The sequence below is a fragment of the Clostridium sp. genome, from assembly GCF_051654825.1.
GTDB lineage: Bacteria > Bacillota > Clostridia > Clostridiales > Clostridiaceae > Clostridium.
In genome coordinates, this window is the sequence record NZ_JBOFYU010000091.1 from 1 (window position 1) to 16,966 (window position 16,966).

Genomic DNA, 16,966 nt, shown 5'->3' on the forward strand with positions numbered 1-16,966 from the left:
GCTTGAAGCAAATATAACTTATCATCATTGTTAACACACTCTCCACCTATATGATTAACCAATTTATCCTCCTCAAGATATATAAGTTTTTGTTTTTTTCTATAAGCACTAATTGATAAATTCATAGCTATTTTAATTAACCAAGTTTCAAAATACTTTGGTTCTCTTAATGATCTTATACCAACATATGCCTTACAGATAGTTTCCTGAAAAACATCTAACGCAGCATCCTCATCCTTCAAATATGCATATGCTGTTCTATATATCTTTTCTTTACATACGGTCATTAGATAATAGAAATCTTCATCACTACCCTTAATTGCTTTTCTTATTTTTATTTCATCTAACATATATGCTTCTCCTCTGTTTAATAACCTTTGTAAGTACCTACACCTATTAGATACATATTCTTATAAAAGGGTTTTACTTTTTGTTAAAATTTCAAAATAATTTAAAAGAATATTTAGATATAATCTTTAGGACATGTTGTAGTGTACTAAATCCTTATGTATCTCTAGAGTTATTCTAGTATTAAACTTATACTAATAATATCATAAAGGAATAATATGGTATAATAAGAAAAGCATCAAATTGATTAGAGATAATACTGCTATGATTATATTGAAATTATGATTGAAAGAGGTTTTAATTTTATGAGAAAAAAATGGTTAATATTAAGCTCTATTATCATACTAAATTGCATACTATTTATAAGTTGCATAGAGCACAATAAAACTTCAAATCAGATAAAAATAGATGACAATATTAGACTCCAAGTGGAAAATGATAATTTCCAATTTTATTCATATAATAAGGATAAAGAATGTTTAGATGATTTATTGAAAACTCTTGAAGAAAATTATATTAGGATTTCTAAGAATTTAAATACTACTTTAAATGAAAAAGTTGTAGTTGAAATTTATCCTGATATCGATTCATTTCATAAGTCTATAGGACAACCCACTGCCCCAAGCTGGATAGTTGGAACAGGTTGGGAAAATAAAATTAAAATGGTATCCCCATTAAACCCTGGTGAGCATAATAATTATGATACCTTAACACAAGTTTTAATCCATGAATTTACTCATATACTTATAAGCAATATAAATTCAGATTTAAACAATATTCCTATTTGGCTAAATGAAGGACTAGCAACCTATGAAGCAAAACAAATAAATGCTAATGGAATTGAATTTATAAAGAAAAGCATAGAAAACAACTCTACTCCATTATTATCTGAAATGACATATGATAATTTTGCTGAAGTTGGAGGTTATATGTTTTCTTATACTGTAATTGAATATCTAGCTAATAATTATGGCTTTGATAAGATTGTTTTGTTAATTAAAAATCCAAAAGACTTAGAAATCATATTAGGAATTGATATAAATGAATTACAAAATAATTGGCTTAACTATATAAAAAATAAGAATAAATAAAATTAGGTTTAAATTTTACTTATTCTATTATTGAAACAGTTCATTATTTTTTATTGCTTTAACTTCTTCTTAAAAACAATTACTTTGTTATGAAAGTAATTTTCTTTTTTTGTATCATTAGTATAATTACAAAGAGCAAGAAAGATATCATTACAACTACTATTGGAATGCAAATGTATGCAGGTATCATAACTTCAAATACCTGATAAGTATCATTCATTCTAAATATTTTTCCAAACTTAATAATATTGACTGGTAAAAATCCACTTATATAATGAGTGATTCTATATCCCCTATAATGATTGTAGGGAATTGAAACCATTATAATCCAAATAAAAGTAGTTATAATTCCACCATCTAATAATTTTCCAGTAATACTTGTACAAAATAAAATAATACTTGTCATAAATAATACAGCAATGTACCCAATAAGAATACTTAACAAAAATTGTTCTAAAAAAGTTATATTGCATATTGAAAAAATATAATACTGATCACTCTGTATCATAAGATCAAAGCCTTTTAATCCAAATGCACAAAACTGAAATATTGCCATACAACCGATAATAATAAAATAAATTAATGTTGATACTTGTATTCCCACCAATAACTTAGCTATTATAAATTTTCTCTTTCCATCTTTAGTTGCAATACATATTTCTGACATATCTGTTTTTGATGTCTCTCCGTAAATTGGAAGTAATACTATTGAAATTATACCTAAGGCAATCATAATAATTACTGTTAAATTATTATTTATATTTTTCCAACCTTCAGCATACCCACTAATAATGGGTGTTTCCATTTGTGAAGATAATTCTTTAACTTTCTCAACTTGAGTTGTTGTTAATTCACCAAACATTTTTGAGGTAGCAGCATCTTCAATTAACTTTAATCTATTTGTATAAAAAGAATCTAAGTCTTCAACAGATATTTCTGAAAACTTTTTATCTGGATAAATACTTAATAAAAGCCTAATAGAATTTATATCATAAGTATAATTTGTTCTACTTTCTTCTAGTAAGATTTCCTCAAGCCCTTCTTGGTTAAGTAACATTCTATTTACATTCTTTTTTGATTCATTCAAATTATCCCTTGCTGATATTATTACATTTCCTGATGAATCATAAGCCTGGTAAGAAGTATAATCATTAATTGTAATAATAGCTGTAATTGCAATGCAAAATCCAATTATTATAAGCCATAATTTTTTATTTACTATCCTTTTTCTTTCTACATTTATCAAGTTTATCATCTACCTCTACCCCCTTACTGTACATCTTTTATACATTAAAATTGTCAATAAACGAATACTTATAAGATATACAATTAATATTGCAACTGCAATTAAAGGATACGGTATCATCACATTGCCTATAAATATAGGTATATCTAACTTCAAATTGGTAGCAGTATATATTGGATTTATCAATAACTTAAGCATATTATTTGTCTTTGCAAATTCAACCATAAAATATATACTACAAATAGATAAAAGCCCAGATAGTTTAACATACTTGATTATAATTGATAATAATAAAATTATATTTGCTATTAATATAGTTACCACTAGTCCCATTGCAAATAAAATTAAGATAGCTTGTCCTATGCTTAAATTATATATGCAAGTTCTCCAATAGAGCTGTACTGATCCATTAACACCATGTAGTGAAGCAAAAATACCATTAATGAAAAGTATCACACTTACAAATAAAAAATATCCACAAAGTGCCACTATATTACCTGCAATCACTTTTGCATTCATATTCTTCTTTCGTCCATAAGTACTTGATAAAGAAAGTTCATCTATTCCACCTACACTATCTTTAGAAAACACTCCACATAGAAGAAATGAAATTGCTACAAGAAAAACCCAAAAATATTTCTGATAATCATAAATAACCTTCTGTAAGCCTTCAGTATATTCTACATAGAAATTATCTTCTAAAGAATCAATTTTAGCATCAATAACCTCTAATTGGTCTGTTGTATATTTAAACCAATCAATATTATTATTTTTTGTAATATTTTCTTGATTTAATCGAATTACTTCTTTCATACCTTCTTTATATTTTAAGTAAAACTGCTCCTCTGATTTCAGGAAATCATAATCAAAGTCCATTGAAAAGTTACTAGTTCTATTTAAATCTGCCGGAAAATTAAGTAAATAACTTGCAATATGGAATCTCATTCCATATACACCTGCATCATCTACATAATCCCTTTTTTCAATACTACCATCAAATTCTGAAACAATATTATCTAAATAGCTTTGATTAACCTCCCCTTCAAGCCCCTCTGCCTCCTCCTTTAATTTCCAAAAACTCCCCATACCACTTACTAACTCACCATCACTAGAAACAATTGTATTATCATAGTACATGTAATATATTCCTGAAGTTATCATAAGAAATACAATTAGTGATAGAGCTGTAATTGTAGTTGTTTTATTACCATATTTTCTTAATTCAATTAAGATTAAATCCTTCAATTTTATTGCTCCTTATAATTTAATCCATTATAAATAACTTTCCAGTCACTTTCTTTATTATTCCTTACAATTACTAAATAACTATATACATCACTCTCTTCTGTTTCGTATTCCATAAGAATAATATTTTCATTCTCATAACCTGCTGCTACCCCTTTATCAGAGTCTTCATAGATTCTATTCATCCTTGGATCCATACATTGATTAATATAGTATCCAAGCTTTGGTTCAGGTATATTTAATTCTGTTTTTAAATAGTTAGCTACAAATTCAAAAAAGTCTGTATCTAATTCATTAATAAAATCTGGTCTATTCTCTGTTTGTCCTGGAATATCATCATCCCTCATAGAAATTGCACTTGTTCCACCACCTACATCAACCTTAGTATTTTCCTTAGCAAACTTCCTTCTAGCTGCTAATATTTTATCAAGTTCAGTTTCTTTTTGTGACTCTGGTAATCTCTCAACTTCATTTATATCCATTGAATTTATATTCTCCCTACCATCACTTCCTAAAATGTTTTTGCCATTACTACACCCTGTAATTACGGTTGCCACCAAAGTTGTTATAAGTATTCCTACTAAAAATTTTTTATTCATTTTATCATCCACTCCTATTTCCAAACTAACATATAATAATCTTCTAAATTAGGCTCTGTTTTCTTGTTTTTAACTCCCTTAAACTGTTCACCTCCATATCTTAGACGAATAAATTGCCCTTCTTGCTTTATACGAATAATTTGTCTTTGTTCACTAATTTTATTAAATAATTCTTGAGAAACTACTGTTTCCCAAACATTTTCTTCTATAGACTCAATAAGCTCATTAATTTTTCCTGTTTGCAAAATTTCTCCTGATTTTATTACAATTAGATTATTAGCAATAGCTTCAATATCAGAAATAATATGGGTTGATAAAATAACTATTTTATCCTTTGACATACTGCTAATAATATTTGCAAAACGAATACGCTCTTTTGGATCTAATCCTGCTGTTGGTTCATCTAAAATTAAAATTTTAGGATCATTTAAAATTGCTTGAGCAATACCTATCCTCCTCTTCATTCCACCTGAAAATGAACTCACTTTTCTATTTGCTACCTCTGATAAGTTCACAAATTCTAATACTTCTGGTATTTTTATTTTTAAAATATTTTTTGGAATTCCCTTTAGTGTACCCATATACTCCAAAAAATCCTTTGCAGTAAAGGTTGGATAAACATTAAACTCTTGTGGCATATAGCCTATTATCCCTCGATACCTTTCTTCTTCAGTAATAATTTCTGAATCATTAAAAGTAATCTTTCCCTTTGATGCATAGTCAACTGTTGTTAAAATTCTCATTAATGTACTTTTACCTGCTCCATTTTCCCCAAGTAATCCATAGGTGCCTTCTTTTAAACTAAGAGTAATATTTTTCAAAGCAGATTTAGCACCATAATTTTTGCATAGATTATCAATTTTTAGCTCCATATTTTATCCTTTCTACTTTCTTAGATTTTTTTATTCTTTCTAGCTTTAGTTTAACAAAATAAATATTAATAGTTATTAATATGAAATGGATACTTTATTGAGATTTTATTAAGAAAAAAATCCTTTTTAGCTAAGTCTTTGCTAAAAAGGATTTCTAAATAATATATATTTTAATTTATTTTAGGTATTTCAATAATTATGAAGGTTTCTTCATTTTTACTCTCTGCAAAAATATTACCTCCATGTAAATTAATTATATCTTTTGCAATTGTAAGACCAAGCCCTGATCCACCTGTAGCACTTTGTCTAGCGTGGTCAAGCCTACAAAATTTATCGAAGATATTACTAATTTTCTCTTCATCTATTCCACCTTGACTCTTAAATACAATTTTTATTATATTTTGTTCTTCATAAGCCATTATTTCTATTAAAGAGTTTTTCTTGCTATAATTTATTGCATTTTTAAATATATTGTTAAATACACGAGCAATTTTTTCAGCATCACCACTAATTACAATTTCAGAGGGTATGTTTATTTCAACTTCCTTTTCTTTTTCCTTAAGAATAGGGTATGCCTCATCAACAACCTGCACAATCATATAACCTAAATCTATCTCTTCTTTATTCAAAGGAATTGAATTAGAGTTATATTGGGTTATTTCAAAAAATTCATTGATTAGTTTTTCAAGTCTATTAGCTTTATCTAATGTAATATTAATATAATTAGCTCTCTCCTCTATTGATAGATTTGGATTCTCCTCTAACAAATTTAAATAACCTATAATAGAGGTTAATGGAGTTTTTATATCATGTGCAAGATATACTATTAGATCATTTTTTCTTTGTTCTAATATTTGCTTCTCAACTTCATTTTTCTGTAGTTTATCCTTTATCTCATTCATGGTACTTTCTATAAAATGCAGTTCTGGTGATAGCTTTATTTCGTCTTCCGTTACTATTCCATTTATACCATTAATCATTTCATCAAAGTATTTAGTAAACCAGGATAAAAATATTTTATAAAAAAATGCAAATAAACAAATTATGGACCCCACAATGATTAAATCATAGTTTTGACGAATTTTATAATGATACATCATTTGGGCAGAATTAGAATCAAGATTGTATACATCTTTAAATATATCCATGATAAAATCTCCTAATCTACCTTGCACAATGGATCTGATTAAGAAGATAATTGTAATTGCTATAACAAATAAAATTATTGTCCTAATAAATAATTTGTTAATCAAGTTGTTGTATGGTTTTTTACTTACTTTTCTATTTTTCAAGCTTATAACCAACCCCCCACACTGTTTTTATGTACTTAGGATCACCTACAGAATCATTTAATTTTTCCCTCAAATGTCTAATATGTGTTGCGATTGTATTATTATTTTTATCATAATATTCATCTCCCCAAATTTTATGAAAGAGTTGTTCTGAGCTAACAACATTTCCATCTTCTTTGCATAGAACTTGTAAAATAATAAACTCCGTTGGAGTTAGACTTAATAATTTCTCTCCTAAATGCACCTGATGTGTTTTTAGATTTATCCTTAAATCACGATGTACTAATATATGTTCTTTATCTCCTACACCATTGTTAACAATCTCTTCTGCTTCATTGTATTTAATATATCTCCTTAATTGTGCCTTTACTCTTGCCATTACTTCTAATGGTCTAAATGGCTTTGTTATATAGTCGTCTGCTCCAAAGGTTAATCCAATTATTTTATCCTTCTCCGAATCCTTTGCAGTAAGCATAATTACAGGAAATAAGTGTTTATTTCGTATCTTTTGGCACATGTCAAAACCATCACCATCTGGTAACATAACATCTAAAATGGCTAAATCAATATGTTTATTTTCTATACATTCTAAAGCATCCGCTACACAATAAAATTTAAAAACTGAGTAATTTTCATTCTTTAAATATATTTCTAATAAATCTGCAATTTCTTTCTCATCATCCAGCACTAATATATTTAATGACACAATATTGCCTCCTACTTCTTATAAAATCTATACTTTCTATTATATAGCTATAATCTTAGTAATTATTGAGATTTTATTAAGATTATAAAAGAAATATCTTTTATATATTTTAAAATCTATTCAGTATTACAAATAAATAATAAAAATTGATTTTTTATATTATATAAAGAAAGATTAAAGAAATAATGAAGAATGGATTAATTGAATAATTTTGGATCAATAATATGATAAAATCAAGTAAGAGGTGATTTTCATGAAAAAATCTACTGTTTTGATTGTAGATGATGATAAGGATATAAGAGAAATAATTGAGATCTATTTAATGAATGAAAATATAAAATTTATAAGTGCTAAAGATGGCATAGAAGCTTTAACAAAGCTAGAAAATAATAAAGTAGATTTAATATTATTAGATATTATGATGCCTAGGTTAGATGGAATAAAAACATGTTTGAAAATAAGAGATGGAAATAAAACTCCTATTATAATTATTTCAGCTAAAAATGATGATAGCAGTAAAATATTAGCATTAAATATTGGAGCAGATGATTATGTCACAAAGCCATTTAACCCATTGGAATTAGTAGCAAGAGTTAAATCTCAATTAAGAAGATATAAAGAATTTAATACTAGTAAGAATGAAGATGATGATGTTATAAATATTCATGATATTACTATTGATGTTAAAAGTAGAGATGTATATAAAGGTACTGAATCTATAAAATTAACACCTATAGAATATGATATTTTAAAGATATTATCAATAAATAGGGGGAGAACCTTAAGCACAGAACAAATATATGAGCAAGTATGGAAGGAACCCTTTATTAATTCGAATAATACAGTTTCAGTTCATATAAGAAATATAAGAGAAAAAATAGAGATAAATCCAAAGGATGCAAAATACATTAAGGTAGTTTGGGGAGTTGGATATAAAATTGAAAAATAATAGAATTATTAAAAATAGTATTTCTAAGAAATTATTAATTATAAACATCACGATATTTTTAATAATAATTATTATTACTTTTATATCAGTTGATAATATATTATCTAATAAAACCAATACTTCTAATTTAATTTCTTCATCAGATGCAGTTTATGTTGATATAAGCCAAAATCTTAATTTAAGTAGTGATAATAATGAGAGCTATATAAATTCATTGGGAATTAAATATGATATAAATATTGCTGTAGTAGACTTAAATGGAAATATAAAGTTAAAAACAGAAAATATAAATGGGAATATAATAGATATTACTAAGATAATCAGTGATAAATTAAATACTAGTGGTGATAGTGATAAGTTTAATAGAATGTATAATTTAAGAAATGGACAGGAAGAGTTAATATTAATAACATCTAAAGATAGAAATGTTTTAAGGGGTATGATAAGTGCCTGGGTAAGTATTATAATTCCAATTTGTGGAGCATTATTAATTATCTATTTAATAACTATGAAAAAGTTAAAAGAATTAGAATATATTTGTGATGGTATTGTTAAAATAGGTAATGAAGATTTAAATTACAAGTTAGATAGAAAATCTAACGATGAATTTGGAATTCTAGTAGATGAAATAAATAAAATGTCTATAAATTTAAAAAATAAAATAGAAAATGAAAAAAACGTATATGAATTTAAAAATGACTTTATAACAAATATATCACATGATTTAAAAACTCCACTTACAAGTTTGATTGGGTATATTCAACTTGCAGAAAATAAAAATACATCAGAAAATGAAAGTAAAGAATATATAAAGAAAGCTTTAGTTAAAGCAGATAGAATACAATTGCTAATAGAAGAACTATTTGAATATTCAAAGCTAGAAAGTGGCGAAGTTAAATTGGAAAAAAATAATATAAATATTATAGAAATGATAGAGCAATGTATAGGTGAAAATTCAACTCTAGCTATTGAGAAAAATTTAGAAATAGTTAAAAAATATGGTATGTCGGAATTGTTCGCATCTGTAGATGGAGAGTTGTTTATAAGAGTGTTTGAAAATATATTAGGGAATGCTGTTAAATACAGTAAAAATAATACTAATATATATATTGATGTAGAGAATACAAAGGAAAGCATGACCATTATATTTAAAAACACATCTAATGAACTTATAAATAGTGATGTAAAAAGGCTTTTTGAAAGATTTTATAGAATGGATAAATCAAGAAATCAAGATATAGCAGGATCAGGCTTAGGTTTGTATATAGCTAAAAGTATAGTAGAACTACACTGTGGTGAGATATTTATAGAAGGTGAAGGTAATAATTTTAAAGTATTTGTAAAATTATTTAATGAATAATTTTCAGATAAGATAGGGCTAGTACTATAGAAATATAGTGCTAGCCCATTTTAGTGTACCTAGCATTAGCACGTACTAGCAATGTCGTAAACTTAAGAAAAAATCAAAATTTAATATATAAAATACTTTACAATAGGAATAAAATTTGAAACCTCACTATAGATAAATAATTTTATAGCAAGGCTATATCTTAATTAAATCTTCATAATCTTCCCAAATAGTTCTTTAAAAGTCTTTGATAACATTATTTATAGAGAAAATATATATGAAATGGAGATAATTTAAAAATGGAGATTTTAAAAGTAGAAAATTTATGCAAAAGTTATGGTGGGGATGCTTTTATTGTTAATGCATTAAATAATGTTAGCTTATCAATAAATAAAGGTGAATTTGTTTGTATATTAGGGGAAAGTGGCTCAGGAAAAAGTACACTTCTAAATTTATTAGGAGCATTAGATACACCAACATCTGGTGAAATAATTATAAATGGAACAAATATTTTAAGTAAGAAAGAAGATCAGTTAGCTTTATTTAGAAGAAAGGAAATAGGCTTTATATTTCAGCATTATAATTTGATACCTGTTTTAAATGTAGAGGAAAATATTTGTCTTCCAATATTATTAGATAATAAGAAAATAGACAAAATCTATATAAATGAGTTAATAACAATGCTCGGGTTAAAAAAAAGAGCAAGCCATTTACCATCAGAATTATCTGGAGGAGAACAACAACGGGCAGCTATAGCAAGGTCGTTAGTAAATAAACCTGCTATAATACTTGCAGATGAACCTACTGGTAATTTAGATAGTAAAACTTCTGACCAGGTTCTAAGGTTATTAAAATTATCTGTGAAAAAATATAATCAAACATTAATAATGATTACCCATAATTTAGAAATAGCAAAAATAGCAGATAGGATAATAATATTATCTGATGGGAAAATAGTAGAAAATAAGGGGCGCAAATAATGAAAAGTTATAGAGAACTAGCTTTTAGATATTTAAAAAAGATGAAAAATCAGAGCAAATTTATTATGATAGCTATTATTCTATCTACAACATTAATAATATCAATGTTATCTGCACTTTTAACTTTTAATAATATTCAAAAAGAAAATGCTTTAAAAACTGTTGGTAATTATAATAGTAGAATTACTAATTTGAATAAAGATGAAATAAAAATCTTAAAAGAAAACACTTTTATCGATAAAGTGGGCACAGAAATATTTATCGAACAAATAGGGTTAACAGATTTAACCATGATAAATTTATTTAGTTATGATAAAACTTTAATGGAATTAAAATCAAAAACAATAGTAAATGGAGATATGCCTCATAATAAAAATGAAATTGTATTAGAAGAGTGGGTCTTAGATTTGCTTGGTGAAAATATAGAAATAGGAGATACAATAACATTAAATGTATTTGGTCAGAAAGAAGATTTTAAATTAGTTGGATTAATAATAAGTAATTCTAAAAATTTAGTTTCAGAAAGAGTTGCAACAGGAATCGTTAATTCAGAGACATTAAGTAGATTTGATCCAATAGAAAATCCAAGTTATAATAGTTACATTTTAATAAAAGATGGGTTAGATATTGAAAAAATAACTAAAGGCATAACAAGTGAATTTAATATGATTGATAAAATACTAGATGAAAATACATTACTTAAAAATGCTAATTGGACCATAAAAAATAGTGATAATTTAGGAGTGATAGCATCCATTGGATTTATATGCTTTATTGTTATATTTTCAGCTATTATAGTTATCCATAATGCAGTTGGTATTCTAGTTTTAGAGCGATTTAAACAGTTAGGAGTATTGCGTGCTATTGGAACTACTAAGAAACAAGTAATGAAAATACTTAGAATGGAACTTTTAATATTAGCAGTTATATCAATTCCAATTGGAATAATACTTGGACTAATATTATTAAAAGGTATTTTGCTTATTATGAACAACTCTTTTTCTGGAAATTTCACTTTAATAGTTAATCCATATATAATTTTATTTACCATAGGTATTGGCCTAATTACAGTATTAATTTCATCTAGAAAACCATTAATTTTTGCAAGTAAAATACAACCTATAGAAGCAATAAATAATTATAATAATATTCAAAAAGAAAATATAAATAAGAAAAGTGGATTATTATCTAAATATTTATCTATAGAAGATAAAATAGCTTATAAAAATATGAAAAGGAACAAAAAGAAATTTAGAAATACATTAATTTCAATAACATTAAGCATAACTTTATTTATTACATTTTACTCGTTAATTAATTATGGCTTTAAAGTTTTTGATTTTACAAATAATAGAGCTGATTTTAATAGTGATTTAAGAATATCAAATGAAATGATTATTGGTAGTGAGGGAAATAAAAACAGTTCCTTTGTAGGGGAATACGGATTCACAGATGATTATTATAATGCATTGAAAAACATAGATGGAGTAGCAAATGTATATAAAAGAAATTTTAGACATGTTGTATCTAGTTTTAAATATGAAAAGTTAACAAATGAATATTTGGAGATAGTATTAAATAATAATGAATATCCTAATAGTTATAATAATGGAGAATACTTTTTTACAACAAGTAGTGGGTTTTATGGATATAGTGATAAGCAAATAGATGAATGTAATAAGTATCTTAAAGATGGATCAATAGATATTGATAAAATGAATTCAGAAAACGGTGTATTAATTATTCAGGATAGTTTGATGATTGATTCAGATAGTGACAAAACTAAAAATATTCAAATATCTAATCTTAATATTGGAGATGAAATATATTTAGATTTTAATTTAACGTCTAATACTAAGGGCTATGAAATGGAATTAAATAACAAGAGTAATATAGATAATAACTTGTTTAAAAAGGTGAAGGTTATTGGAGTATTAACAAAATCACCATATGATAGAAGCTCACCAACTGGTGGTCTTGGTATTATTGCAACTGAAGAAACCTATATTGACCTTACAGGTAAAAATTCAACAGTAGGTTATGATATTGAACTAAGTAGTGATAAGAGTATGGTTTCAAAAGAGGTTGAAAATATTTCTAGAAATACTAAAAATTCAGTCTATACAGATTTTAATGAAATTAATAAAACTCAAAAGCAATATTATATACAAATTTCCATACTACTATATGGAATATCTTTTATCGTATTTATAATAGGTTTGTTAAATATAGGTAATACTATAAATACCAATATTTTGTTAAAAACAAAAGAATTTGCAACTCTAAAATCAATAGGAATTACAAATAAACAATTTAAAAAAATGGTACTATTAGAATCATCATATTATGGAATAGTAGGTTCTATATGTGGTAGCATTATTGGAAGTACACTATCCTTCGGAGTCTATAAAGCTTGCTTTGAACTTATGAAAACATTTTTTATTAATGGAAGCATTACTGAATTTGCATTTAAAGTTCCTATAATTCCCATTATTTTGGCAACTACTATAACTATAAGTGCCTGTGTTATTTCTAGTATTTTTCCATTAAAAAGATTGAAAAAAATCAATATAGTGGCTAGTATTAATTTAGAATAAATTCCAACTATACCTAAAATATCAACAACGTAATAAAAACAATAAATTTTCTTAATTAATTCGCAATATCATGATTTTTTGAGTAAGCGCTCCAGAAAGTAGCATATTTCAAAATTAAATAAATTATTGTATATTAAAAAGGAGCTCGCAACTAAGCGGACTCCTAATCTTTTTGCTTATTATTTTTATTATATAAACACTCAGGTAAACTTCCTCACCAAGGAAGATGCTGCTCTAGCAACTGCGATTGATCATTAAAGTTTATATTTGGCAATGATTTAAATAAATGATTTAAATATTGAAAGACATTTAAGTTATTAGCTTTTGCAGTTTCACATGATAAATCCTTTATAACAATTTCTTTACTGCCTTTTTTTCTAGCAGTTCTTTTATATGTTGAGATTATTATATTATCTGGCGTTGGCTCAACAGATCAGCTATTGGCTGAATCTTCAGCCTCGTTAAATAAAGAAATTTGTCCTTCAATTGGAGTTTTTTCAGTTGATGCTCCAATTAATTGCTTCATCTACTGAAACACATTCTGCATATCTTCCATTCCACATGAATTCATTATGATACTTATAGCTTTCCTCTGATGACATAAACTTATTGCTTACTGTTGTGTTTGCATAGGCTGGAACTATTACTTTAAATCCATGCTCAAATCCACATTTTACAGTAGCATCAATACAATAATCTGTTTGAAGTCCTGTAATTATGATTTCAGTTTCACCTTTATCTTTTAAATACTCTAGTAACCCAGTCCCCTTAAATGCACTATTAACATTCTTATCAAATATCTTTTCATCATTTATTGGTTTAAAATCTTCATATATTTCAAATCCATCAGTTCCCTTAGTTAAGTCACTATCTTGTCCATCATCATGACGTACATATATTACCTCTATATTATTTTCTCTAGCATTATTTATTAATTTCTTTACATTAGATACGAATCTATCAAATTCATATAAAGCATTATTTGTTATTAATTTTTGTGTATCAATTACTAATAAAACCATTTTTAATCCCCTTTTCAAACTTGTATTCTTTATATTCTCCTGTCCCAATATTAAATCCATATTTATATAGCAATTATATAACATTTTTCCAAAAGTAGTATATATTAATTAATGAAAATAATTATACATACTTTAAAGACTTTATTAATACGCCTAATATTGAACGACTTCATTGTTATTAAATTTGTGAAGTAGTAATTTTAAAAGGAGGCTTTTAAATGACTTTTTTATCCGCTGGAATAATTCTTTTTGTTTTTGGGTTACTTTGGCTTTATTCTGCTAAAGGAGGAAACATTGAACCTATCTTTTATTTTCTAGAGTATTTCAATCTTTATAGCATAGAAAATAAAGATGAGCATCTTAAAACTTCTGTTTTTCTCTCCAAACTTATGATTGGAGTTGCATTAATTTTCCTTGTTCTTCACTTTATTTATTATTAATCTACTATTATTAGCTAAATTATCTAAACTTACTTATACACCTAGCACTTTATGTTAAATATCCTTTTTCTTTTTAAGCATAGATAAATTTCTATGCTTTTTTATTATATCTAAATATAAATTTTAACATTTTTTATATAATTTACAGATTTTTTATTGACTTTAAAGAACCTAAATGATACTATGTGTATATACTAAATATATACACTTAGTAACGGAGGTTAACACTTGGATATAATTATAAGCAACAACTCACCTGTTGCTCTTTATGAACAAATAGAAACACAAATTAAAAGCCAAATATTAAATGGAAAATTGAAACCTTTAGCCCCTTTACCTTCTATTCGAACCTTAGCTAAGGAGCTAAAAGTAAGTATTATTACTGTTAAGCGTTCTTATGAAGAATTAGAAAAAGAAGGTTTTATTCAAACTGTTGTAGGTAAAGGAACCTTTGTATCAGGAAGTAATTCTGAAAGACTTAGAGATGCAGCATTAGCAGAAATGGAATCTAAATTAGAGGATATTATAATATCTGCTAAATCAATGGGCTTAACATTAGATGAATGTATTGAAATATTAAAAAGTATTTATGTGGAGGTTTAAATAATGGATGCAATAAAAATTAAAGATTTAGAAAAAAACTATAATAATTTTTCTTTAACTATAGAAGATTTAGCTGTTAAATCTGGATATATTACTGGATTTATTGGTCCTAATGGATCTGGAAAAACTACTACTATTCGTTCTATTTTAGGACTTAATAAAAATATAAATGGAACTATTAGTGTATTAGGAGCTGATATATCAAAGGACTTTAATAGTAAAAAAGATATGGCCTATGTTGGAGATATATCTGGATTTTTAGAAGAAAGCTTAATATCTAACATTCATAAAGTAGTGTCTTCCTTTTATAGCAATTGGGATGAAAGCCTTTATAAATCTTATGTTAAACAATTTAATATTGATGAAAGTAAGCAATATAAAAATCTTTCTAAAGGTAAAAAGAAGCAATTTGAATTAATAATGGCTCTAAGCCATCATCCTAAACTTTTACTTATGGATGAACCTACTTCTAACTTAGATCCATTAGTTAGAAATGAGTTTCTTGAATTAATCCAAAGTCATATGGAAAAGGATGAAATGACTGTTTTTTATTCAACTCATATTACAAGTGATTTAGATAAGGCTGCTGATTATATAGTTATGATATACAATGGAAAAATCTTATTAAATGCTGAAAAAGACGAGCTTTTACAAACTCATACAATTGTTAAAGGTAAAAAGGATTTATTAGATAACTCCATAAAAAAAGAGCTTATTGGAATTAAAGAAAATGCCTTTGGATTTGAGGGCTTATCCACTGATAAGAATAAAGCCTTTGATATCTTTGGAAACGAAGCTATTTATGAAAAATGTACTTTAGAAGATTTATTATTATATTATACTAGGGGGTAGTTTTATGGATAATATTTTAAAATTAGTAAGACTTCAATTTAATACTCTTTTTACTTTTAAAAAGAACCTTTTAATAATGTTAGGTTTAAGTTTATTTATGCTTTTATCTGGTCCTACATTTATACCATTTATAAGTGGTTTATATTTATTGACAGCTTGCTATAATACTATGTTTTATGAGGAAAAAAGTAAAATAAATTATTTAATATATTCTCTTCCTATTAATCCAAAGGATTATGTTTTATCTAAATATATTTATTGTGCTATAAATACTTTAATTGCAGTTATTATTTCTGCTTTAATTTATATTGGTTTTTATATTTTTAATATAAGAAATATTGCTGAAGTTATGACTTTTTCAGCTTCTATTTTTTCTTCTCTACTAATGGGATTATTTTTTATAGTTATACTATGTCCTACTACATTACTTCTTGGATTTGAAAAAGGTAGATATGTTCTTGTACTTTTAGCTGTATTACCTTTAACTTTATCTCCATTATTAGTAGAGTATCTACCTACAATTAATATTACATTAAATACAGGTACTTTAACTATAATAGGTATTCTTTCAGCTATAACTCTTATTTTAATATCATACTTTATAGCATCTAATTTATTTAATAAAAAAGAAATTGAATAATCGAGTAGGAGGTAGATAATTATTTTATCTACCGACCTCTCACACCACCGTACGTACCGTTCGGTATACGGCGGTTCATTAGAATTTAATGCATCATTTGATATGTTTGTGTTAGATTAACAAATCCTAGTGATTC

The 16,966-nt window shown here is 25.9% G+C and carries 18 protein-coding genes; 9 read left to right on the forward strand and 9 right to left on the reverse strand.

Features of this window, described 5'->3' with window-relative positions; all coding sequences use genetic code 11:
* Nucleotides 1-350 (reverse strand): sigma-70 family RNA polymerase sigma factor (locus ACRDBA_RS05365; RefSeq protein ID WP_438571896.1); only part of this gene is annotated, 350 nt, incomplete at its 3' end.
* Nucleotides 351-653: 303 nt separating this feature from the next.
* Here ACRDBA_RS05365 and ACRDBA_RS05370 point away from each other — a divergent pair.
* Entirely contained in the window at nucleotides 654-1,439 is a 786-nt protein-coding gene (locus ACRDBA_RS05370) for a peptidase MA family metallohydrolase (protein ID WP_438571897.1), read from the forward strand.
* Nucleotides 1,440-1,518: 79 nt separating this feature from the next.
* On the opposite strand, the gene ACRDBA_RS05375 is transcribed toward ACRDBA_RS05370, so the two are convergent.
* From ACRDBA_RS05375 to vanR, 6 genes are all read right to left on the reverse strand, one after another.
* Entirely contained in the window at nucleotides 1,519-2,694 is a 1,176-nt protein-coding gene (locus tag ACRDBA_RS05375) for a hypothetical protein (protein WP_438571898.1), read from the reverse strand.
* 6 nt (nucleotides 2,695-2,700) lie between these two features.
* Entirely contained in the window at nucleotides 2,701-3,930 is a 1,230-nt protein-coding gene (locus tag ACRDBA_RS05380; RefSeq protein WP_438571899.1) for a hypothetical protein, read from the reverse strand.
* Between the two features lie 2 nt (nucleotides 3,931-3,932).
* The gene (locus tag ACRDBA_RS05385; protein ID WP_438571900.1) at nucleotides 3,933-4,529 is read right to left on the reverse strand and encodes a hypothetical protein; all 597 of its coding nucleotides are present in this window, start codon (nucleotides 4,527-4,529) and stop codon (nucleotides 3,933-3,935) included.
* A 14-nt stretch (nucleotides 4,530-4,543) separates the two neighbouring features.
* Nucleotides 4,544-5,401, reverse strand: coding sequence for an ABC transporter ATP-binding protein (locus ACRDBA_RS05390; protein ID WP_438571901.1), 858 nt, complete (start codon nucleotides 5,399-5,401; stop codon nucleotides 4,544-4,546).
* Nucleotides 5,402-5,571: 170 nt separating this feature from the next.
* The gene (locus ACRDBA_RS05395) at nucleotides 5,572-6,693 is read right to left on the reverse strand and encodes a sensor histidine kinase (protein WP_438571902.1); all 1,122 of its coding nucleotides are present in this window, start codon (nucleotides 6,691-6,693) and stop codon (nucleotides 5,572-5,574) included.
* Nucleotides 6,683-7,399 (reverse strand): VanR-ABDEGLN family response regulator transcription factor, encoded by a 717-nt coding sequence (vanR, locus tag ACRDBA_RS05400; protein ID WP_438571903.1) that lies wholly within the window; start codon nucleotides 7,397-7,399, stop codon nucleotides 6,683-6,685. The genes ACRDBA_RS05395 and vanR overlap by 11 nt, the downstream gene beginning before the upstream one ends.
* A gap of 253 nt (nucleotides 7,400-7,652) precedes the next feature.
* On the opposite strand from vanR, the gene ACRDBA_RS05405 reads away from it, so the two are divergent.
* The 4 genes from ACRDBA_RS05405 to ACRDBA_RS05420 all read left to right on the forward strand — a co-directional run bounded on the left by ACRDBA_RS05405 (nucleotide 7,653) and on the right by ACRDBA_RS05420 (nucleotide 13,273).
* The gene (locus tag ACRDBA_RS05405) at nucleotides 7,653-8,348 is read left to right on the forward strand and encodes a response regulator transcription factor (protein WP_438571904.1); all 696 of its coding nucleotides are present in this window, start codon (nucleotides 7,653-7,655) and stop codon (nucleotides 8,346-8,348) included.
* Nucleotides 8,338-9,708, forward strand: a complete 1,371-nt coding sequence (locus ACRDBA_RS05410) for a sensor histidine kinase (RefSeq protein WP_438571905.1) — start codon at nucleotides 8,338-8,340, stop codon at nucleotides 9,706-9,708. The genes ACRDBA_RS05405 and ACRDBA_RS05410 overlap by 11 nt, the downstream gene beginning before the upstream one ends.
* A gap of 287 nt (nucleotides 9,709-9,995) precedes the next feature.
* Nucleotides 9,996-10,676 (forward strand): ABC transporter ATP-binding protein, encoded by a 681-nt coding sequence (locus ACRDBA_RS05415; protein WP_438571906.1) that lies wholly within the window; start codon nucleotides 9,996-9,998, stop codon nucleotides 10,674-10,676.
* On the forward strand, nucleotides 10,676-13,273 hold the full coding sequence (locus ACRDBA_RS05420) for an ABC transporter permease (protein ID WP_438571907.1): 2,598 nt from the start codon (nucleotides 10,676-10,678) through the stop codon (nucleotides 13,271-13,273). The genes ACRDBA_RS05415 and ACRDBA_RS05420 overlap by 1 nt, the downstream gene beginning before the upstream one ends.
* A 214-nt stretch (nucleotides 13,274-13,487) precedes the next feature.
* Here ACRDBA_RS05420 and ACRDBA_RS05425 read toward each other — a convergent pair whose 3' ends face one another.
* Nucleotides 13,488-13,682, reverse strand: coding sequence for a transposase domain-containing protein (locus tag ACRDBA_RS05425; RefSeq protein ID WP_438571913.1), 195 nt, complete (start codon nucleotides 13,680-13,682; stop codon nucleotides 13,488-13,490).
* A gap of 88 nt (nucleotides 13,683-13,770) precedes the next feature.
* Nucleotides 13,771-14,295 (reverse strand): cysteine hydrolase family protein, encoded by a 525-nt coding sequence (locus ACRDBA_RS05430; protein WP_438571908.1) that lies wholly within the window; start codon nucleotides 14,293-14,295, stop codon nucleotides 13,771-13,773.
* 218 nt (nucleotides 14,296-14,513) lie between these two features.
* On the opposite strand from ACRDBA_RS05430, the gene ACRDBA_RS05435 reads away from it, so the two are divergent.
* The 4 genes from ACRDBA_RS05435 (at nucleotide 14,514) to ACRDBA_RS05450 (ending at nucleotide 16,830) form a co-directional block, all read left to right on the forward strand.
* Nucleotides 14,514-14,735, forward strand: coding sequence for a hypothetical protein (locus tag ACRDBA_RS05435; RefSeq protein ID WP_438571909.1), 222 nt, complete (start codon nucleotides 14,514-14,516; stop codon nucleotides 14,733-14,735).
* Nucleotides 14,736-14,963: 228 nt separating this feature from the next.
* On the forward strand, nucleotides 14,964-15,338 hold the full coding sequence (locus ACRDBA_RS05440) for a GntR family transcriptional regulator (protein WP_438571910.1): 375 nt from the start codon (nucleotides 14,964-14,966) through the stop codon (nucleotides 15,336-15,338).
* Nucleotides 15,339-15,341: 3 nt separating this feature from the next.
* Nucleotides 15,342-16,190, forward strand: coding sequence for an ABC transporter ATP-binding protein (locus tag ACRDBA_RS05445; RefSeq protein ID WP_438571911.1), 849 nt, complete (start codon nucleotides 15,342-15,344; stop codon nucleotides 16,188-16,190).
* A 4-nt stretch (nucleotides 16,191-16,194) separates the two neighbouring features.
* Complete coding sequence (locus tag ACRDBA_RS05450) at nucleotides 16,195-16,830, forward strand: ABC-2 transporter permease (RefSeq protein WP_438571912.1); 636 nt, start codon at nucleotides 16,195-16,197, stop codon at nucleotides 16,828-16,830.
* Nucleotides 16,831-16,966: the final 136 nt, after the last annotated feature.